At 63.2% G+C, this 19781-nt stretch carries 18 protein-coding genes; 9 read left to right on the top strand and 9 right to left on the bottom strand.

The genetic code is table 11. From position 1 onward, the window contains the following. Positions 1–36 precede the first annotated feature (36 nt). A complete protein-coding gene (locus UCMB321_RS21925; RefSeq protein ID WP_040070580.1) occupies positions 37–1413 on the top strand; it encodes a multicopper oxidase family protein in 1377 nt (458 codons plus the stop codon). Beyond that, positions 1413–1904 (top strand): tRNA adenosine(34) deaminase TadA, encoded by a 492-nt coding sequence (gene tadA / locus UCMB321_RS21920; RefSeq protein WP_040070579.1) that lies wholly within the window; start codon positions 1413–1415, stop codon positions 1902–1904. The genes UCMB321_RS21925 and tadA overlap by 1 nt, the downstream gene beginning before the upstream one ends. A gap of 12 nt (positions 1905–1916) precedes the next feature. On the opposite strand, the gene cmoB is transcribed toward tadA, so the two are convergent. The 5 genes from cmoB to lon form a co-directional block, all read right to left on the bottom strand. Further along, a complete protein-coding gene (gene cmoB / locus UCMB321_RS21915) occupies positions 1917–2873 on the bottom strand; it encodes a tRNA 5-methoxyuridine(34)/uridine 5-oxyacetic acid(34) synthase CmoB (RefSeq protein ID WP_040070578.1) in 957 nt (318 codons plus the stop codon). Continuing rightward, positions 2870–3646 (bottom strand): carboxy-S-adenosyl-L-methionine synthase CmoA, encoded by a 777-nt coding sequence (gene cmoA / locus UCMB321_RS21910; RefSeq protein WP_209437200.1) that lies wholly within the window; start codon positions 3644–3646, stop codon positions 2870–2872. The genes cmoB and cmoA overlap by 4 nt, the downstream gene beginning before the upstream one ends. Before the next feature lie 185 nt (positions 3647–3831). Further along, entirely contained in the window at positions 3832–4467 is a 636-nt protein-coding gene (locus UCMB321_RS21905; RefSeq protein ID WP_040070576.1) for a lysoplasmalogenase, read from the bottom strand. A 1-nt stretch (position 4468) separates the two neighbouring features. Then, the gene (locus UCMB321_RS21900; RefSeq protein ID WP_040070575.1) at positions 4469–4861 is read right to left on the bottom strand and encodes a protease inhibitor I42 family protein; all 393 of its coding nucleotides are present in this window, start codon (positions 4859–4861) and stop codon (positions 4469–4471) included. 70 nt (positions 4862–4931) lie between these two features. Then, positions 4932–7364 (bottom strand): endopeptidase La, encoded by a 2433-nt coding sequence (gene lon, locus UCMB321_RS21895; RefSeq protein ID WP_040070574.1) that lies wholly within the window; start codon positions 7362–7364, stop codon positions 4932–4934. A 297-nt stretch (positions 7365–7661) separates the two neighbouring features. Between lon and UCMB321_RS21890 the strand changes: the two genes are divergently transcribed. Next, on the top strand, positions 7662–8351 hold the full coding sequence (locus UCMB321_RS21890; protein ID WP_157016032.1) for a methylamine utilization protein: 690 nt from the start codon (positions 7662–7664) through the stop codon (positions 8349–8351). Further along, a complete protein-coding gene (locus UCMB321_RS21885) occupies positions 8335–10689 on the top strand; it encodes a putative bifunctional diguanylate cyclase/phosphodiesterase (RefSeq protein ID WP_040070573.1) in 2355 nt (784 codons plus the stop codon). Before UCMB321_RS21890 ends, UCMB321_RS21885 begins: the two co-directional genes overlap by 17 nt. Positions 10690–10972: 283 nt before the next feature. Here the strand turns inward: UCMB321_RS21885 and UCMB321_RS21880 are convergent, their stop codons facing one another. After that, positions 10973–11311, bottom strand: coding sequence for a DUF6124 family protein (locus UCMB321_RS21880; protein WP_040070572.1), 339 nt, complete (start codon positions 11309–11311; stop codon positions 10973–10975). A gap of 566 nt (positions 11312–11877) precedes the next feature. Between UCMB321_RS21880 and UCMB321_RS21875 the strand changes: the two genes are divergently transcribed. The 4 genes from UCMB321_RS21875 (at position 11878) to UCMB321_RS21860 (ending at position 14381) form a co-directional block, all read left to right on the top strand. Then, positions 11878–12519: a Pr6Pr family membrane protein gene (locus UCMB321_RS21875; protein ID WP_052451338.1), complete on the top strand. Its 642-nt coding sequence runs from the start codon at positions 11878–11880 to the stop codon at positions 12517–12519. Between the two features lie 148 nt (positions 12520–12667). Next, complete coding sequence (locus UCMB321_RS21870) at positions 12668–13321, top strand: Pr6Pr family membrane protein (RefSeq protein ID WP_084615130.1); 654 nt, start codon at positions 12668–12670, stop codon at positions 13319–13321. 158 nt (positions 13322–13479) lie between these two features. Continuing rightward, complete coding sequence (locus UCMB321_RS21865) at positions 13480–13710, top strand: VF530 family protein (RefSeq protein ID WP_040070571.1); 231 nt, start codon at positions 13480–13482, stop codon at positions 13708–13710. Positions 13711–13727: 17 nt separating this feature from the next. Further along, positions 13728–14381, top strand: a complete 654-nt coding sequence (locus UCMB321_RS21860; protein WP_040070831.1) for a Pr6Pr family membrane protein — start codon at positions 13728–13730, stop codon at positions 14379–14381. Between the two features lie 135 nt (positions 14382–14516). On the opposite strand, the gene UCMB321_RS21855 is transcribed toward UCMB321_RS21860, so the two are convergent. Continuing rightward, positions 14517–15296 (bottom strand): siderophore-interacting protein, encoded by a 780-nt coding sequence (locus UCMB321_RS21855; protein ID WP_040070570.1) that lies wholly within the window; start codon positions 15294–15296, stop codon positions 14517–14519. Next, positions 15293–15883: a PadR family transcriptional regulator gene (locus UCMB321_RS21850; protein ID WP_040070569.1), complete on the bottom strand. Its 591-nt coding sequence runs from the start codon at positions 15881–15883 to the stop codon at positions 15293–15295. The genes UCMB321_RS21855 and UCMB321_RS21850 overlap by 4 nt, the downstream gene beginning before the upstream one ends. A 346-nt stretch (positions 15884–16229) precedes the next feature. Here UCMB321_RS21850 and UCMB321_RS21845 point away from each other — a divergent pair, with 346 nt between their 5' ends. Then, entirely contained in the window at positions 16230–16643 is a 414-nt protein-coding gene (locus UCMB321_RS21845; RefSeq protein WP_245220841.1) for a C40 family peptidase, read from the top strand. Positions 16644–16659: 16 nt separating this feature from the next. Here UCMB321_RS21845 and UCMB321_RS21840 read toward each other — a convergent pair whose 3' ends face one another. After that, positions 16660–19761: a transglycosylase domain-containing protein gene (locus UCMB321_RS21840; protein ID WP_040070567.1), complete on the bottom strand. Its 3102-nt coding sequence runs from the start codon at positions 19759–19761 to the stop codon at positions 16660–16662. Between the last annotated feature and the right edge of the window lie 20 nt (positions 19762–19781).

Below are 19781 nucleotides of genomic sequence, written 5' to 3'. Positions count from 1 at the left end.
CTGGCGTGCGGTTTACCCGGTGAGGTGGTTGCGTTCATGTCCTTTACCCGTCGACAGATACTCGGTGGACTGGCCGGTCTTGCAGTGGTGGGCGTTGGTGCCGGCGGTGCAGCGCGTTACTGGCTGGGGAAAATGGCCGATGCCGACGCCGGCCATGACTATGAACTGATCGCCGCCCCGCTGGACGTCGAACTGGTGCCCGGGCACAAGACTCCGGCCTGGGCGTTCGGCCCGTCGGCACCGGGCACCGAGTTGCGGGTGCGCCAGGGTGAGTGGCTGCGGGTGCGTTTCATCAACCACCTGCCGGTCGCCACCACCATTCACTGGCACGGTATCCGCCTGCCGCTGGAAATGGACGGCGTGCCCTACGTGTCGCAACTGCCGGTGCTGCCCGGCGAGTATTTCGACTACAGGTTCCGTGTCCCGGATGCCGGCAGCTTCTGGTATCACCCCCACGTCAACAGCAGTGAAGAACTCGGGCGCGGCCTGGTCGGGCCGCTGATCGTCGAAGAGCGCGAACCCACCGGCTTCCAGCACGAGCGCACCTTGAGCCTGAAAAGCTGGCACGTGGATGAAGCAGGCGCCTTCGTGCCTTTCAGCATTCCCCGCGAAGCCGCTCGCGGCGGGACGGCGGGGGGGCTGTCGACCGTCAACGGGGTGTCGCAGGCCGTGGTCGACTTGCCGGCGGGGCAGATCACCCGGGTCCGCCTGCTCAACCTCGACAACACCCTGACCTATCGTCTCAACATCCCCGGTGCCGAGGCGCGGATCTATGCGCTGGATGGCAACCCGGTCGAGCCGCGTCCGCTGGGCAAGGAGTACTGGCTGGGGCCGGGCATGCGGATCTGCCTGGCGATCAAGGCGCCGCCGGCCGGTGAAGAGCTGTCCCTGCGCAACGGTCCGGTGCGCCTGGCGACCTTTCGTTCAGTGGCCGGCAGCGGCACGCCGGGCGACTGGCCGAAGGCCCTGCCGGCCAATCCGGTGGCCGAACCGGACCTGGCGAACGCCGAAAAGCTCAACTTCAATTTCGAATGGGTTGGTTCTGTTTCAGTGAACGTCGATAATGGCCGCCCCCCCAGCCTCTGGCAGATCAACGGCAAGGCCTGGGACATTACCGACAAGACCTGCGCCGACCGGCCCATCGCCAAGCTGGTGAAGGGCAAGAGCTATATTTTCGAATTCAAGAACATGACCCAGTACCAGCACCCGATTCACTTGCACGGCATGAGCTTCAAGGTGATCGCCTCGAACCGCAAGTCGATCACACCGTACTTCACCGACACCTACCTGCTGGGCAAGAACGAGCGGGCGCGGGTGGCGTTGGTTGCCGACAACCCGGGGGTGTGGATGTTTCATTGCCATGTGGTCGACCATATGGAAACCGGCCTGATGGCCGCCATCGAGGTGGCCTGATGCGCCAGATACGGCCCGCGGCGATCATCGACCGCAGTCGCGACCAGGACTTCATGCGTGAAGCCCTGGCGCTGGCCGCCCAGGGTGCGCGGTTGGGCGAGGTGCCGGTGGGGGCGGTGCTGGTGCAGGACGGTGAGATCATCGGGCGCGGCTTCAATTGCCCGATCAGTGGCAGCGATCCGAGCGCCCATGCCGAGATGGTCGCCATCCGCGCCGCCGCCCAGGCGCTCGACAACTACCGGCTGCCGGGCAGCACGCTGTACGTCACCCTGGAGCCGTGCAGCATGTGCGCCGGGTTGATCGTGCATTCGCGGATCGCGCGGGTGGTCTATGGCGCATTGGAGCCCAAGGCCGGGATCGTGCAGAGCCAGGGGCAGTTCTTTACCCAGGGCTTCCTGAATCACCGGGTGTTGTTCGAAGGCGGGGTGCTGGCCGAGGAGTGCGGGGCGATCCTCAGCGAGTTTTTCAAGACCCGCAGAAGCAAGTCCTGACTCCGCCCTGCCTTACTTGCGGGCGACAATCACCGCCCGCATCGGTGCCTGCAGCCCTTCGATGGTCTTGCTGTGATCCTGCGGATCGAGGAAGTCGCTCAACGACTGGTACTTCATCCACTCGGTCCCGCGCTGTTCCTGCACCGTGGTCACGCTCACATCGACACAGCGCACATCGCTGAACCCGGCGCGCCGCAACCAGCGCTCCAGGGCCGGCACCGACGGCAGGAACCAGACATTGCGCATCTGCGCATAGCGGTCCTCCGGCACCAGCACCTGATTCGCGTCACCTTCCACCACCAGGGTTTCCAACACCAGTTCGCCACCCTTCACCAGGCAATCCTTGAGCGCCAGCAAATGCTCGATGGGCGAGCGCCGATGGTAGAACACCCCCATGGAAAACACCGTGTCGAAGCCTTCCAGATTGGCCGGCAGGTCCTCGAAGGGGAACGGCAGGTGCCAGGCCGAAGACTGCGCCAGGTAGCGCTGCACCGCCTGGAACTGACAGAAGAACAGCCAGTTCGGATCGACGCCGATCACCGTGTCCGCGCCGGCCCCGAGCATGCGCCACATGTAGTAGCCGTTGCCGCAGCCGACATCGAGAATGCGCTTGCCCTTGAGGTCCAGGTGCGGGGCGACCCGCGACCATTTCCAGTCCGAGCGCCATTCGGTGTCGACGTGCACGCCGAACAGATCGAACGGGCCTTTGCGCCAGGGCGACAAGCCCATCAGTGCCGTGCGCATTTCAGCGCGAGTGGCGTCGTCGCAGTCGCTGTCCAGGGTCAGGCCGTTCAGCAGGTCGACCTGGCTCGGCATGATCTTCGGCAGCGCATCGAGCGCGCTCTGCCAGCGCTCCAGGTCGCCATGACCCTTTTCCAGCCGGGTGTCGAGCTGTGCTTGCAGGCTGGCGGCCCATTCGGCCAGCGGGGTATGCGCCAGACGGCGGGCGAGGGGGGACAGATCAATCATGGCAGGGCAATCAACGAGGCAAAGTTAAGGCATTGGAACCAGGGCACGACTTTCGAGAAACCCGCCGCCAGCAGGCGTTCGCGGTGTTCTTCGAGGCTGTCGGGCTTCATGACGTTTTCGATGGCACTGCGTTTCTGGGCGATTTCCAGTTCGCTGTAGCCATTGGCGCGCTTGAAGGCAACGTGCAGCTCGGTGAGCAGCGCATGCTCTTCGCTGTCGTTGAACCGCAGCTTCTCCGAGAGGATCAGCGCGCCGCCGGGCAGCAACGCCTGGCGGATCCGCCCGAGCAGGGCCAGGCGCTGTTCGGGAGCGATGAATTGCAGAGTGAAGTTCAGCGCCACCACCGAGGTTGGCTGGAATTCCAGGGCGAGGATATCGCCCTCGATCACCTCGACGGGCAGCAGCTCCTGGAACATCGAGTCCTGGCCGTTGAGGTATTCGCGGCAGCGTTCGACCATGGCCGTGGAGTTATCCACCGCGATGACCCGGCAGCCGTCGCTGCGCACATGGCGGCGCAGGGCCTGGGTCACCGCGCCGAGGGAGCAGCCGAGGTCGTAGAGTACGCTGTGCGGCTGGGCGAACTGTGCGGCCAGCACGCCGAGGTTCTCGACAATGGTCGGGTAGCCGGGCACCGAGCGCTTGATCATGTCCGGAAAGACCCGCACCACGTCTTCGTTGAAGGCGAAGTCCGGCACTTGGGCCAGGGGCTGGGCGAAAAGGCGATCGGATTCTTTGCTCACGACGGTTCCGGCGGATGCTGAAAAGGCGGGCATTTTAGCCAAGTTGGCGCCGCGATGCGCGCTTTGTCGGATAAAACACCGAGCCCGAGAGCGCTGGAAACTTGTAGGAGCGAGCTTGCTCGCGATGGACGTCAACGATAACGCGGGGTATCTGATACCCCGCGGTGTCTGGACCACCATCGCGAGCAAGCTCGCTCCTACAGAAGGGCGGCCGGCGTTCAGCGCGGCTTTTGGCTGAAGGCCGAGGCCGCGATCCCCCACTGCCCGAGCCAGTAGGCAATGATGATCAGGTAGGGCGCCGCGGCGAACTTGACCACGAAGCGATCGATCCCGATCAGGCTGTCGGAGAAGGCGAAGGTCAGTGCACCCGCGGCCGCCAGCAAGGCGGAACGCTTGGGCACGTCGCTGCCCAGGCGGGCCAGCGCTCGCCAGAGCATAGCGCTGATGGCCAGCGCATAAACACTGACGGGGATCAGCAGATCGCCCAACCCCTTGGACATCAGGATGCCCAGCAGCACGGCACCGATGATCAGGGCCAGCAGCAAGGGCAGGGCCGCCAGCCGCCGGCAGTCGCTCAGGTACGCCTTGAGGTAGGCCAGGTGCGCGACCAGGAACGCCCCCAGGCCGAACACGAACAGATCGCCCGGCCAGGCCAGCAGCACATCCCCCAGCAGGGAAAAGATCAGGCCCAGGCCGATCCAGCGGCGATACCCGCCCACTGGCGCATCGTGCAACCAGCCGAGCAGGGCCAGCACCGGCACCGGCTTGGTCAGCAGGCACAGCAGCGTTGACTCGATACTCACGCCATAAAGGAACGCCGCAGCCCCCATCAGGGCGAGGATCAGCCAGGGCATGTCAGTTCACCGTGATCGGGCAGTCGAAGCTTTGTGCCGGCGTCGCTTCCGGGTCCCAGGGTTGCTGGTAGGTCAGGCGCAAGCGCCCGGTGCCGGTGGCGAAGGCCTGGAAGCGCCAGGTCGATTGGCCACCGCTGCCCACCAGGCCGTTGTCGTCCGGATTGTGGTAGACCTCCGGCCCCAGGCTTTTCAGCACACCGCCCGCCGAGTCCTGGATGGCCCAGCGATAGCCGGTGGTGGGGTTGCTGGGCAGGCTGAGGATCATGGTCTGCCCGGTCTTGAGTTGCATCGGGCAGTCACTCTGTTTCTCCAGCGTCACGTTCTGGCGCGGTTGCTGGGCACAGGCGGTGAGCAAGGCGAGGCTTAACGGCAGCAGCAGGCGAGTCCGGGTCATAGTGTCTCCAATCATGACAACGATGACGGAGCATAACCTGTGTCACCGGACTTGCACTAATGCCTGCTGTTTAGAACAGAATCTTCGCCACATCCGCGAAACGCTTGGCGAAGTGCGCCGTGATGCCTTCCTTCAGGTAATCCGGCAACTCCTCGAAATGCCCACGGTTGGCTTCCGGTAGGATCAGCTCGAAAAGCTTCTGTCGCCGCGCCGCAATCACCTTTTCCCGCACCCCGCCAATCGGCAGTACATGCCCGGTCAGCGTCAGTTCGCCGGTCATGGCCACGCCCTTTTTCGGTGGCTGGTTGCGCGCCAGCGACAGTAGCGCACTGGCCATGGTCACCCCGGCGCTGGGGCCGTCTTTCGGGGTGGCGCCTTCCGGTACATGCAGGTGCACGAAGGCCTTGTCGAAGAACTCCGGATCGCCGCCAAACTGCTTGAGGTGCGAGCTGACGTAGCTGTAGGCGATCTCCGCCGACTCCTTCATCACCTCACCCAGTTGCCCGGTGAGCTTGAAGCCACGGTTGAGCGTATGGATGCGGGTCGCTTCGATCGGCAAGGTGGCGCCGCCCAGGCTGGTCCAGGCCAGGCCCGTGATCACGCCGACCCCGGAGAGCACCTGCTCGTTGCGGAACACCGGTATGCCCAGCGAGGCTTCGAGATCCTTGTTGCCGAGCTTGATCGCCGTGTCCGGCTCTTCCAGCAACCGGACCACCGCCTTGCGCACCAGTTTGCCCAGTTGCTTCTCCAACTGGCGCACCCCGGCTTCCCGGGCGTAACCGTCGATCACCGCGCGCAAGGCACTGTCGCTGATGCTCAGGCTGCTTTTGCTGACGCCGGCTTTCTCCAACTGCTTGGGCCACAGGTGGCGCTTGGCGATGGCGAGTTTTTCCTCGGTGATGTAGCCCGACAGGCGAATCACTTCCATCCGGTCCAGTAAAGGACCGGGGATCGAGTCCAGGGTGTTGGCGGTGCAGACGAAGAGCACTTTCGACAGGTCCAGGCGCAGGTCCAGGTAGTGGTCGAGGAAATCCACGTTCTGTTCCGGGTCGAGGGTTTCCAGCAGCGCCGAAGCCGGATCGCCCTGGAAGCTCTGGCCCATCTTGTCGATCTCGTCGAGCATGATTACCGGGTTCATCACCTCGACCTCTTTCAAGGCCTGCACCAGCTTGCCCGGCTGGGCACCGATGTAGGTGCGGCGATGGCCCTTGATCTCCGCCTCGTCGCGCATGCCGCCGACGCTGAAGCGATAGAACGGCCGCCCGAGGGATTCGGCGATGGATTTGCCGACGCTGGTCTTGCCCACCCCCGGCGGTCCCACCAGCAGGACGATGGAACCGCTGATCTCGCCCTTGTAGGCGCCGACCGCGAGGAACTCGAGGATCCGCGCCTTGATGTCATCCAGGCCTGCATGGTGCTGGTCCAGCACCTTGCGCGCATGCTTGAGGTCGAGCTTGTCCTCGCCATACACGCCCCAGGGCAGGGCCGTGGCCCACTCCAGGTAGTTGCGGGTGACGGCGTACTCCGGCGAGCCGGTCTCGAGGATCGCCAGCTTGCCCATTTCCTCGCTGATGCGCTTTTGCGCCTGGGCCGGCAGGACCTTGCCCTGCAAGCGCTGCTCGAACTGGTCGACGTCGGCGCTGCGGTCGTCCTTGGTAAGCCCTAGTTCCTGCTGGATGACCTTGAGCTGCTCCTTGAGGAAGAACTCGCGCTGGTGCTCGCCGATCTGGCGGTTCACCTCGGCGGAGATTTCCTTTTGCAGCCGCGCGACTTCGACTTCCTTGCGCAGCATTGGCAGGACTTTTTCCATGCGCTTGAGCATCGGCACGCAGTCGAGCACTTCCTGCAACTCGTTGCCGGTCGCGGAGGTGAGGGCGGCGGCGAAGTCGGTCAGCGGCGACGGGTCGTTGGGGCTGAAGCGGTTGAGATAATTCTTCAGCTCTTCGCTGTACAGCGGGTTGAGCGGCAACAGCTCCTTGATCGCATTGATCAGGGCCATGCCGTAGGCCTTGACCTCGTCGGTCGGCTCGCTCGGCTGGTGCGGGTATTCGACTTCCACCAGGTACGGCGGGCGATGGTGCTTGAGCCAGGTCCGAACGCGCACCCGGGTCAGGCCCTGGGCGACAAACTGCAATTTGCCCCCTTCGCGACTGGCATGGTGCACCTTCACCAGGGTGCCGTACTCGGGCAGGGCCTTGGTGTCGAAATGGCGGGGGTCTTCGGTGGGCGTGTCCATGAAGAACAGCGCCAGGGAGTGGTGATCGGATTTGCTCACCAGCTCCAGGGTTTCGGCCCAGGGTTCTTCATTGACGATCACCGGCAGCACCTGGGCCGGGAAGAACGGGCGATTGTGGATCGGGATGATATAGACCTTGTCCGGCAGGTTCTGCCCGGGCAGCGCCAGGCCGGTGCCCGAGGCGCTCGCGGCGTGGGCGTCGTCGGCGGTGTGTTCGGCGTCGGCCTTTAAGGTCGGACGTTCAGGGAATTCCTGCTGCTCGCTCATGGGGCACCTGCACAGTGATATATGCCAATTAAATGGGGCGAGCCGCCGGTGGTTTCAATGGTCAAGGGAGTGCGCTTTGCGAAAGTCGGCCGGTAGCCCATGAATGAATGAGTGTACAAAGCCTTTTTCAGGGAGAGGTTTTGCCGGCCAGGCGGTCGTCCGTCGGCTTTGCCGCAATAGTGGCCAATGGCCAAATTTGTCGCGTGATCTTCTCTGCGCCCCCGGCTACTCTGCACCTGTGCAATCCTTTTGTGCCAAGGTAAACCCCTCCTTCACGAACCTGAGAGTAGTTGCTCAATGGCCCGCCCGACCTCATTGACTGGATTGTTTCTGCTTATTTCGTGTCTGTTGTCCAGCGGCCTGAGTGCCGCCGCCGGTTTTCAGGCCGAGATGGTCGATCAACAGGGCAAGCCCTTGTCGAACGCGGTGGTGACCTTGCAAGGCGCTACGGCGCAGCCGGCCTACAGCCTCCAGGCGGACATGGACCAGCGCGACACGGAATTCGCCCCCCATGTGCTGGCGGTGCATACCGGGACCCGGATCCGCTTCCCCAACAGCGACAATATCCGCCACCAGGTCTATTCCTTTTCGCCGGCCAAGCGCTTCGAGCTGCGCCTGTACCAAGGCACACCAGCGGACCCGGTGCTGTTCGACAAGCCGGGGATCGTGGTGCTGGGTTGCAACATCCATGACTGGATGCTTGGCTATGTCTATGTGACCGACGACCCCTGGTTCGCGGTCAGTGACGAAAAGGGCCTGATCCGTTTCGACCAACTGCCTGCCGGCCACTACCGCGTGACACTCTGGCATCCCCAGGTCGCCGATGGGCAGCCGCGGGCGGGGGGCGAAATCGCTGTGGCCGCCACGGGGCTGAAGCAACGCTTCAGCCTGTCGATCCAACCCCTGTCGCCGGACGAACCCACGGCGCCGGCTGCGAGTGCTTCGGGCGATGCCGTCGATAAAACTGTCAGTGAAACTGCGAAGTAGCTTCCAGGCGCGGGTCGCCCGCGTCCTGATCCTGCTGTTGCTGGTGGTGATCGGCGCGCTGTATTTCAGCGTCAAGGCGGCGACCAACAGCGCGGTCCGCGGCCAGGCCAGCGAGCAATTGCAGCTCGGTACCCGGGTGTTCGAGCGCTTGCTGGACGTTCAGGGCCGGCGCCTGAGCGATGGCGTGCAACTGCTGGCGGCGGATTTCGGCTTTCGCGATGCGGTGTCCAGCGGCGATTCGGCGACGATTCGTTCGGTGCTGCTCAACCACGGCAAGCGCATCAATGCCAATGACATGATCCTCCTGAGCATGGACGGCAAGGTCCTGGCCAGCAGCCTGAGCGACCTGCCCGACGGTTCGCCGTTCCGTTATGACCAGGCCCTGCGCGAGGCGCGGCGGCTCAAGCAGTCGACCCTGATCGTGCCCTTGCAGGGCAAGCCGCACCTGCTGGTGGAAGCCCCGGTGCTGGCGCCCTTGCCGATCGCCCGGGTGGTGATGGGCTTTTCCATGGACACGGCGTTCGCCCGCGAGCTGCGTTCGTTGAGTAATCTGGAGGTGTCGTTCCTGAGCGTGGACCGGCAGCAGCCCGGGGAACTGGTGAGCACCCAGCCGCCGAGCATGGCGCAGAACATCGAGCACCTGATGCTCGCCAACGGCAAACACACGCAGGAACTGACCGAATACGAGCAGCACAGCTTCCTGAGCAAGACGCTGATGCTGGCCGGCGGTGCCGGGGAAAATGACAACCAGGTCATCGCCTTGCTGCAAAGTCCGCTGGATGCGGCGATGCAGGCGTTCGAGCCGCTCGACCAGAATATCCTGCTGATCGCCCTGGTCTCGCTCCTGGCGTCCCTGGCCGGTGCCTTGCTGCTGGCGCGCAGTGTCTCGCAGCCGGTGCGGGCGCTGGCCCAGGCGGCGGAGCGTATCGGCCAGGGCGATTACCAGACGCCCGTGTCGCTCAAGCGCAGCGACGAACTGGGGCTGCTGGCCAGCGCCTTCAATTCCATGCAAAGCGGCATCGCCGAGCGCGAGCAGCAGCTGGCGCACAATGCCTTGCACGACGGGCTCACCGGCCTGCCCAACCGCGCGCTGGCGATGGAGCGCCTGGGCAGTGCGATCAGCGCCGGGCGCCCGGTGGCCCTGCTGTACCTGGAGATCGATAACCTGCGGGCGATCAGCGAAGCCGGCGGTCCCGACGCGGTGGACCTGGTGCTGCAACAGGTCGGCCTGCGCCTGCTCGGTGCCCTGCGTGCCGGCGACACCGTGGCGCACCTGATCGGCGGCGAGTTCCTGCTGTTGCTGCAGAATGCCACCAGCGACGGCGCGGTCGCCACGGCGGACAAGCTCCAGCAACTGTTGCTCAAGTCGCAGCGGGTTGCCGGGCATGACGTGACCCTGGATTGTCGGATGGGGATAGCCGCCTTTCCGGGGGATGGCCTGGCGGCGGAGGAACTGCTCAGCCGCGCCGCCATCGCCATGAAAGACGCCGGACAGATCCCGGGACACATCCAGATCTACGAGCAAGGACGCGACCTGGCGCACCGGCGCCAGGTCACCCTGATCCGTGACCTGCGCCATGCCGCGGCCAACGGCGAGTTGCTGCTGCATTACCAGCCCAAGCTGGATATCCGCGAGGGCCGGGTGCGCCAGGCCGAAGCCCTGCTGCGCTGGCAGCACCCGCAGTTCGGCATGGTGTCGCCGGCGGAGTTCATCGTCCTGGCCGAGCGGACCGGCAGCATCCAGACCCTGACCCACTGGGTGATCGAGGAGGGCATGCGTCAGTTGTCGGAGTGGAACCAGCGTGGCCTGCACCTGCAATTGTCGTTGAATATTTCGGCGGACGACCTGCTCGGCCCCGACCTGGCCGACCGTGTCTCGAGCCTGCTCAAGCAGTACCAGCTGCCGGCCGAACAATTGATCTTCGAGATCACCGAAAGCGCCGTGATGCGCGAGCCCGAACAGGCCTTGAAGGTTCTGCAGCGGTTGCGCGAGTGCGGCATCAGCCTGTCGGTGGATGACTTCGGGACCGGTTACTCGTCGCTGGCGCACCTCAAGCGCCTGCCGGTACAGGAACTGAAGATCGACCAGTCCTTCGTCCGCGACCTGGATGAAACCAGCGAGGACGCGGTGATCGTCCGCTCGACCATCGAAATGAGCCACAACCTGGGACTGAAGGTGGTCGCCGAGGGCGTCGAATACGCCCACAGCCTGCGCTTGCTGGAACGTTGGCACTGCGACACTGCCCAGGGCTACCTGATCAGCCGGCCGTTGACCGCGGCGGCGTTCGAGACCTGGGTGGCCTTGCCCTTGGGGGCACCGTCCGTTGTGGTTCATTGATGGGCGGTGCCCAGGGCGGTGCCGGTGCAGAAACGCTTGATTGTTCGGTGGGCACTGACGTGCGGCGAGGTCATTCAGCATTGGGGTGAATGCTGTCTTGATTCTGGCCCCGCCGCTTCGGTCAACGCGACTACTGTGGGAGCCGGCTTGCTGGCGATAGCGATGTTTGCCGCGCAGATGAGGGGTGGATGTACCGGCCTCATCGCCAGCAAGCCGGCTCCTACGGGTTTTATGGCGTTTTCAAGGGCCTATTCCATGACGTGGGCCCGGACATTGCCCGGCCTTACGAGTGTTCCACCACCTGCTTGTTCAACGCCGAGTCGACCAAGGCTTTCGCCAGCTCGATCAGGCGCACCACGCCGAGCACCACCTTGCGATTGGTGCCGCTGAGGTTTTCCACGGATTCATAGGCCGTCGCGGCAGCCGACTCCAGCAACTCGTAGGCGGTGGTCAGCGACTCTTCCGAGCGCACATCCGTGCGGATCTGGTACAGGCTTTCCGGCAGCTTGTAAGGTTCGGGCGGTTCCAGCGGCGGCAGGTTGTAATGGGCGAATACCCGGTCGCTGGTCTTGTCGTGCTTGTACAGCGGGTTGACGGGGGGATCGGGGGTAATCTTCGACATAGGTCTAGCTCTCTCAACGAGGGTTGAGCTGCTACCGAGTCGCGACTAAACGATGGGGGTGGCAGCTGTACGCAGGTTAGTCGACCGGCGAGCTAAGGAACCGGCGCGCCCGAGGGCGCCCTGCGCACAGCCACCATAAAGTGCAGGCAACAAAAAAGCGCCTGAACAGGACGATGGCGCTATGCGCCTTAACTCACAGTGGGCGACTAAACCCGATCACTGAATTGGCAGTGACGAACGAAGACTAGTCACGTGTTTTGGCAGGCGCAAGCGGTCAGGATTTTCTAGGAAACTTCATACGAATGAAAGAGCAAAGTCGCATTCGGTGGGGCTCAGCCTACCCTTATTCAGGAACCGTTGATGCGTGGCTTGGTGTTAACCGGCCTGTCACTTCTTTCGAGACACGGGTGACCAACGTTGCCGTTGGTCAGGACTGTCATTCCTGACAGTGGAGTCTTGCCTCGCATTCTTCTAGGTTCATGTACAAGGCACTGTGTGGTATCGCGTGCTCAACCTATTTGAGGGCTTTGAGATCGCCGAGGTTGCGATCGCCAGGAACCAAGGTCATGAGTGATGACAGGGCTTTGACGCAAGGATGGCGTGGAGTCTCCCTGAAGGCGGCGGCACTTCTGGGGTGGGTGACATTGGGCACCCAGCTCTACCAGAACTGTCAGGCTGCGGGGAGTCTGTTGGGCGGACTGGACGTCTTCCTCAGTTATTTTACGGTGCTGAGCAATATCCTGGTGGCGTTGGTGCTGACCAGCGCGGCGACAGCGGGGGAGTCGAGCGCGGGTCGATTCCTGCTCAGTCCCTCGGTCCAGGGCGGCGCGGTGGTCAGCGTTGTGCTGGTCTCGTTTGTGTACAACCTGTTGTTGCGCGTTCCGTGGAGCGCCCAGGAATTCCAGTGGCTACCCGATGAGTTGATGCACGACGTGATGCCGGTGCTGTTTTTGCTCTATTGGTGGTTCTATGTGACCAAGGGGGGCTTGCAATGGCGGGATATGCTGCCGTGGCTGATCTATCTGCTGGCCTACTGCGTTTACGTCCTGCTGCGCGGATACCTGATCGGCGCCTACCCTTATGATTTCGCCGATGTGGGCGAGCTGGGTTATCCCCGGGTGTTGATCAATGCCGGGATGGTGGTGTTGGGATTCATGCTGGTGTCACTGTTGGTGATTGCCGTGGACCGCTGGCAAGGCCAGCGCTGATCGGTTGCCGTTGGTCAGGACTGTCATTTCTGACAGTAGAGTCTTGTCCGGCTTTCTTCTAGGGTCTTGCTCAACAGACAGCCTGTTTATAAGCGCCCGATCGACGGGGCTTTGCCGTTGCAGGTGCCACGTAGCCGGGAGCCTGCTCATGAGCAACGAAATGGTGTTAACGCAAAGCACGGGCGGTATCGCCGTAAAGATCGCGGCACTGCTGGGATGGTTTGCATTAGCTCTCCAGCTCTACCTGATCCTGGCTTCGCGCTGGCAGGGCGACAAGAGCCTGTTGGGCGGGGTGGACATCTTTTTCAGCTATTTCACGGTGCTGACCAATATCCTGGTGGCGGTGGTGCTGACCTGCGCGGCAACGTCAGGGGACTCGGCGGTGCGCCGGTTCTTTCTCAAACCCACGGTCCAGGGCGGTGTGGCCGCCGCCATTGTGCTGGTTGGGCTGGCGTACAACCTGCTGCTGCGCAATACGTGGAACCCCCAGGGCCTGCAGTGGGTGGCTGATGAGTTGCTGCATGACGTGATGCCGGTGCTGTTTGTGATCTATTGGTGGTTCTGCGTGCCCAAGGGCACCTTGCAATGGCGGGATCTCTGGCCGTGGCTGCTCTATCCGCTGGCCTATTTCATTTACGCCCTGGTGCGTGGCTACTTTGTCGGCTCCTACCCCTATCCCTTTATCGAAGTGGACAAGCTGGGTTATCCACAGGTGTTTATCAATGCGCTGATGGTACTGGTGGCGTTTGTGGTGATATCACTGGTGCTGATTGCCGTGGATCGGTGGCGTGGCCAGCACTGATCGGGTGATTGCTCACCCGCAAGTCGCCCGTTGTCTGGGATCAGTCCTACACTCATTCCAGACATCGGATGCCGGGTCTTCGTCCACGGCTCTTCCCCCCGCCCCAAGGCTCGGCTAAGGTGCGCGGCTTCTTCCATTTCCTGACCTGAAGGCTTGGCATGACGGCATCGAACAACAACCCTTTGCACGGCGTGACCCTGGAGCAGATCCTCAATGCCCTGGTGGCCCATTACGAATGGGAAGGGTTGGCGCAACGCATCGATATCCGTTGCTTCAAGAGTGACCCGAGCATCAAGTCGAGTCTGACCTTCCTGCGCAAGACCCCTTGGGCGCGGGAGAAGGTCGAAGCCCTCTATATCAAACTGGCGCGGACCAAGCGCGAGCTGTGAGCGCGGATACCGGCGCGATGCACAGCGCTGTGCAGGCCTTGGGCGGTTGGCGGCGGATCCTCCTGACAGGCGCGGCGCTGTTGGGCTGGGGCGGGTTGGCGATCCAGATGTACCTGGTGCTGATTTTCCGCTGGCAGGTGGAGGCCAGCCTGATCGGCGGGCTGGTGACCTACTTCAGTTTTTTCACGGTACTGACCAATACCCTGGCGGCGACGGTGTTGACTTGCGCGGTGACCACGCGGGACTCGGCGGGCCGACGCTGGTTTCTCAGGCCGTCGGTGCAAACTGGCGTAACGGCGAGCATCGTGGTGGTCGGGTTGGCCTACAACCTGTTGTTGCGCCACCTGTGGCATCCCCAGGGATTTCAGTGGCTGGCCGATGAGTTGCTGCACGACGTGATGCCGCTGCTGTTCGTGGTCTATTGGTGCTGCTGTGTGAAGAAGGGCACCTTGCGGCTGTGGGACGGGTTGCCATGGGCGATCTACCCTGTGGTCTATTTCGGCCATGTGCTGTTGCGCGGGCATCTGATCGGGGTCTATCCGTATCCTTTCGTCGATGTGGATAAGTTGGGTTATCCACAGGTGTTCATCAATGCTGGGCAGATCCTGTTGGGGTTTTTTCTGGTGTCTGGGGTGTTGATTGTGCTGGATCGGTGGCGGGGTGGCAGGTAGGGCGGTGGTACCTGGGCTAACGCGTTCTGTAGGAGCAGAGCTTGCTCGCGAAGAGGGCCTTGAGGTTTGCCTCGCCTCTGATGGCCTCATCGCTGGCAAGCCAGCTCCTACAGTTTGTAAAGCCGCGTTGTCGGATCAATCTTCGGCGCTGTCGTCCTGTTTCCAGTAGCCAACCGTCTTGACGAATTCGTCGTTCAAGCCATGCTGGCCGAGCAAGACTTTACGGATCCTGCGCGACAGGGCCGCTTCGGTCGCCACCCAGGCATACAGGTTGCCTTCGGGGAGGTGCAGTTGTTCGACGGTGCGCAGCAGGTCTTGCTCCGGCGCATCGCGCCGTACCCAGGTCACCTCGATCTGTGCCGGACTCTGCAGCGTCTGCTGCTCCCCGGCGTTCTCCACCTCGATCACCACTCGCGCCCGCCGATTGGCCGCCAGGTCTTCCAGGCGCCGGGCAATGGCCGGCAGCGCGGTTTCGTCGCCGATCAGCAGGTAGCTGTCGAAGATATCCGGCACCACCATCGAGCCCCGCGGGCCGGCGATGGTGAGGAACTGACCGGGCGCGGCCTGGGCTGCCCAGGTCGAGGCGGGGCCGTCGCCGTGCAGGACGAAGTCGAGGTCCAGTTCGCCGGTTACCAGGTCATAACGCCGTGGGGTGTAGTCACGCATGGCGGGCAGCGGGCCATTGTCCTTGGCGCCCGGCACCCAGGTTTCCAGCGCGGCCTGTTCGGTGGCGTTCTGCGGGAAAAACACTTTCACATGGTCGTCCGTGCCCAGGCTGATAAAGTCCGCCAGTTCCGGCCCACCCACGGTGATGCGGCGCATGCGTGGGGTGAGGTCGACGACCCGCAACACCTCCAGGCGCCGCCGCTTGATTTCATGCAGGACGCGATGAATCCCCTGATAGGCTGCATTCATAGCGATTTCTCCTGAGCGGACGGGGTGGCACCCGGCCCATCGACGATGGCCTTGGCGGTGTTGTTCAGCAGGTCGCGAACCCGAAGGATTTCTTCCGGGCTCCAGCGGCCGTGGTGCAGTTGCAGGGCGTGGCGCAGGTTGTGCACCGCCTCGTGGATTTCCTGCGGTCGCTCATGACCGCGCAGTGAGCGCTTGCTGACATCGATGCGCATGCGTACGCCATCGAGGGCCACGGCCTGCTCGACCAGGGACTGGCGGCCGGCGTCGGTCACGCTGTAGCGCTTTTTCCCGGCGGCGGCGTCGCCGAGGATCAGTTCGCTTTCTTCCAGGAAGGTCAGTGTTGGGTAGATCACGCCGGGGCTCGGGCTGTAGGCGCCGTCGAACATGCCTTCGATCTGGCGGATCAGGTCGTAGCCGTGGCAGGGCTGTTCGGCAATCAGCGCCAGCAGCAACAGTTTCAAGTCACCGGGGGCGAAGACCCGTGGCCCGCGTCCGCCGCGTTCGCGACCGGGGCGGTGTTCGAAACCGTCATGGCCATCGCCGAATTCGCGGGGGTGGTGACGAAGATGGGGATGTTGCTCTCTCATTTCTCTTTCTCCTGTCTAGTTAAGATATAACTTAAGATATATCTTAAGTGCGTGACAAGAAAAAATGACGAACGGGTGCCCAGTCAAATGGCTCATGCACCTGCCGGCTCTGTGGTGTGCTTTCTGTTTATTTCTGAAGATTTTCCCTACGTGAATTGAAGAAAAGCACTCTAATCAAGCGCCGGGACAGCTCTTTACCATGCCGCCTTGTGTCAAAAAGGCGGGACTTATCATGTCCAGTTTCTTGTTGGGAGCACTGCTGTGGGTGTCTCCGGGCCTGTTCCTGTCGGCCCACGCCGCCCTCGATGTGGCAAAACCCGGCTCACCCGCCAAGGTGATCCAGAGGATGCGGCCCAAGCCCAAGGCGGCGCCAGCGCGCATCGACAATGTCGTGGGCCGTGCCCATGAGCTGATCGGTACACCCTACCGCTGGGGCGGGATGTCGGTCAGCGGCTTCGATTGCAGTGGCTTGCTGGTCTACCTGTTTCAGCAGGAGGCCAATATCAAGTTGCCGCGTACCACCGTCGCCATGCGTCGTTCCAACGCCAGGACCATCGAGCGGAACCACCTCAAGCCGGGCGATGCGGTGTTCTTCCGGCGCAATGGCCAGAGCACCGTCAACCATGTCGGGCTCTATATCGGCGGGGGCAAATTCATTCACTCGCCCCGTAGCGGCAAGACGGTGCGCATCGATTCCCTCAGCAACAGCTACTGGAAAAAGAGCTACACCCTCGCCAAGCGCTTTCACAGCACACACTGAGGCGTGGCTCGCGCCATCAGTGTGTTTGCGCGACCTTCTGCGCGTTGCACAAGGTGCTGCTGCCCGGTTGCAGGTAGGGCGTCAGGATCGGCGCCATGCCCTTGAGCACCTGGACCGGCAGGGCCGAGGTGAATTTGAACGACTCGGCCGAGCGGCCCGGCACGAACGCGGTCAGGGTGCCGAAGTGATGGGCGCCGATGTAGAACACGAAGGTCGCCGTACGGTTGATCGACTTCGAACTCAACACCCGCCCACCGGAACCGATGGCTTCGATGCGGTTGTCGCCGGTGCCGGTTTTCCCACCCATGGCCAGCGGTGTGCCGTCCGGCTGTTTGAAACTGCCGGAGACCCGCCGCGCGGTGCCCGCATCCACCACTTGTGACAAGGCGTCGCGCAGGGCCGTGGCGACCTCCGATGGCATCACCCGCTTGCCTTTGTCCGGGTCGTTGACCAGGCGGATTTCATAAGGCGTATCGGCGGCGAAGTGCAGGCTGTCGATGCGCAGTGTCGGCAGGCGCACGCCGTCGTTGAGGATGATCCCCACCAGTTCGGCCAGCGCGGCCGGCCGGTCGCCGGAGCTGCCGATGGCGGTCGCCAGCGACGGCACCAGGTGATCGAAGGGGTAGCCGACCTGTTGCCAGCGCTGATGGATATCGAGGAAGGCTTCGATCTCCATCATCACCCGGATCCGGCTGTCGCGGGCGCCCTTGTGCTTGCTCTTGAACAGCCAGCCGTAGACTTCCTGGCGCTCGAACTGGCTGGCGGCCACCACCTGGCTGAAGTGTGCCTGGGGGTTGTCCAGCAGGTAACCCAGCAGCCACAGGTCCAGCGGGTGGACCTTGGCGATAAAACCCTGGTCCGGCAGGTCGAAAGCGCCCGGGCCATAGGTCTTGTACAGCTTGGCCAGGCGTTCGTCGGTGACTTTCTCGGTTTTCAGGTGGGCCCGCACGAAGGTGTTGAAGGCCGCCTGCGGGGCATTCGGCAGCAGGTAGCGATGCACGGCGGCCAGGCGAATCGGCGTCGGGTGCATGCCGTCGAGGAAGGTGTCCAGGCGTTCCTGGGAAGTCTTGTTCTGGTACTTCTTCCAGAAGCGCAGCATGAAGGCCGTGCCCTCGCGGTCGGCGAAGCGGGCCAGGTATTCCTGGCGGCGGGGTTCGCTATCGTCCTTGAGCAATTCGGCGCTGTTGTTCGGCCCGTGGTAGGTGCTGTAGCGCACCAGGTCGCGCAGCAGGCGGATAAACGGCAGGTTGATCGACTCGCGCAGGGCCTCGCGCAAGGTCGGGCTGCGGCCGTTGTCTTCCTTGCGGAAGTTGTGGAAGTGGTGCAGGCCACCGCCGGTGAAGAAGCTTTCGCCGGGGTTGGCCGAGTATTTCCGGCTGAGGGCCTCATCGAGCATTTTCGGCAGGGAGCGGTCGTTGTTCTGCGCCAGGTATTCCAGCGCCCAGCGGGTGATCGGGTCCTGGGCGTCATTGGCCACTTTCTTCAGTTCGGCGGATGGCTGGTTGCCATAACGGTCGTGCAGTTCGGCGATGATCTGCAGGTAGCTGGTCAGCACCCGCAGTTTGGCGGTGGAGCCCAGTTCGAGCTTGCTGCCTTCGTTGATGTCGAAGGGTTGGTCGGTGCTGTCGGTCTGCACCCGTACCCGCGCGCTGTCGGGGGTGAGTTCGAAGAGGGTAAAGCTGTAGCGCACCTGTTGCGTGCTGGTGGGGGTCAGCAGGTGTTCGCCGAACAGGCCCAGGGATTTGGCGACCTCGGGGTCGGCCAGGCGCTTGAGGTAGTCGCTGGCCTCGCTTTGCAACGCCGACTGCAAGGTGCTGGTGGCCGAGAGGTCGAGGCGGTCGAGGTCGTAGAGCGGGCGGTCGAGCATGGCCGACAGGCGGCTGCGGGCCACGCTGATGCCCTTGTTCGACTCCACCGGTTGGATGGTCGGCTCCTGCTGCCAGTCGCGGTAGCTCACCTTGCTGGCCAGGGCGGCGGCGGCCAGCGGGGCGTCGATCACGCCGTTCTGGGCCAGCAGGCGGATATGGCTGTCGGTCAGTTCGGCCAGTTCGTCGCGGCCCCGGGCCAGGTAGTGGGAGGGCCGGCGCTGGGCAATCATCAGCGACAGCACTTCACGCAGGGCCAGGCCCCGTTCGGCAACGCTCCGGGTGTCGCTGGCGGTGCTGTTCAAGCGGGCGTTGACCTTGGCGAAGTCCGCGCCGTACCAGACCCGCAAGCCTTCGGCCATGCCATGGACCTCGCCATGCCCGGGTACGGCGGACAACGGCACGCTGTTGAGGTAGTCGCGCACCACATCCTTGCGCGCTTCCAGGGTTTGCGGGCCGCCCTGATAGGCGCGCACGCTGGCGGAGATCATCTGCCGGATCTTTTCGCCGCCGGAGAGGGTCAGGCCGTCCGGCGAGTGCCGGTATTTCTCCAACTGGGTCGCCAGGGTACTGCCGCCGGCGGTCTGGCCGCCCATGTGCAGCACCTTGGTAATCTGCGACACAATTGCCTTGCCGAAGCGTGGCCAGTCCACGGCGGGGTTGGCCTCGGGTTGTTTCGGGTCGAGCAGGTCACGGTTCTCGATGAACAGCAGGCTGTTGACCACCAAGGGGGGGATGGCGTCGAAGCTGGCATAGAGTTGTTGCGGGTAGTCGTAGTGGTAGACATCACCGCCTCGGCAATCGGTGATCGACAGCCCCGCCTGGATTTTCTCCTTGTACGGCACGAAGAAGCCTGCCTGGCTGTAGTCCAGAAGGGCCGGGGAGAAGCGGGCCTGGGCCTCGATCAGGTAATGGCGTTTCAGCAGGCGCTGTTGGAATTCGCCAAGTGAGCTGTAGCCCAGGCGCTTGTCGAAAGGCCCGGCACCGGGATAGAACATCGAGTCGCTGGGGCCGGATTCCAGTGAGTAACCGAGGTCCGCGGCGATACGGCTGAACTCGCGGGCCTGGATTTTCGAACTGCGCATTTCCCGCGAGGCGGCAACCCCCAGCAAAACCAGGGCAATCAGCAGCACCAGGCATAACAGTCGCCACCACAGCCTGCGCTTACGGGGTTTTTTCGGTAAAGGCGCTTCATCCTCCCTGTTGGCTGGCGCCACAGTGTTGCTCGAATCGGATTGCCACAAAGCGCCCATAGTCGATTCATCCATTCACG

The organism is Pseudomonas batumici, assembly GCF_000820515.1.
Lineage (GTDB): Bacteria > Pseudomonadota > Gammaproteobacteria > Pseudomonadales > Pseudomonadaceae > Aquipseudomonas > Aquipseudomonas batumici.
Note: the sequence above shows the minus strand (reverse complement) of the source record. Positions and strands in the feature narration are given on the sequence as shown.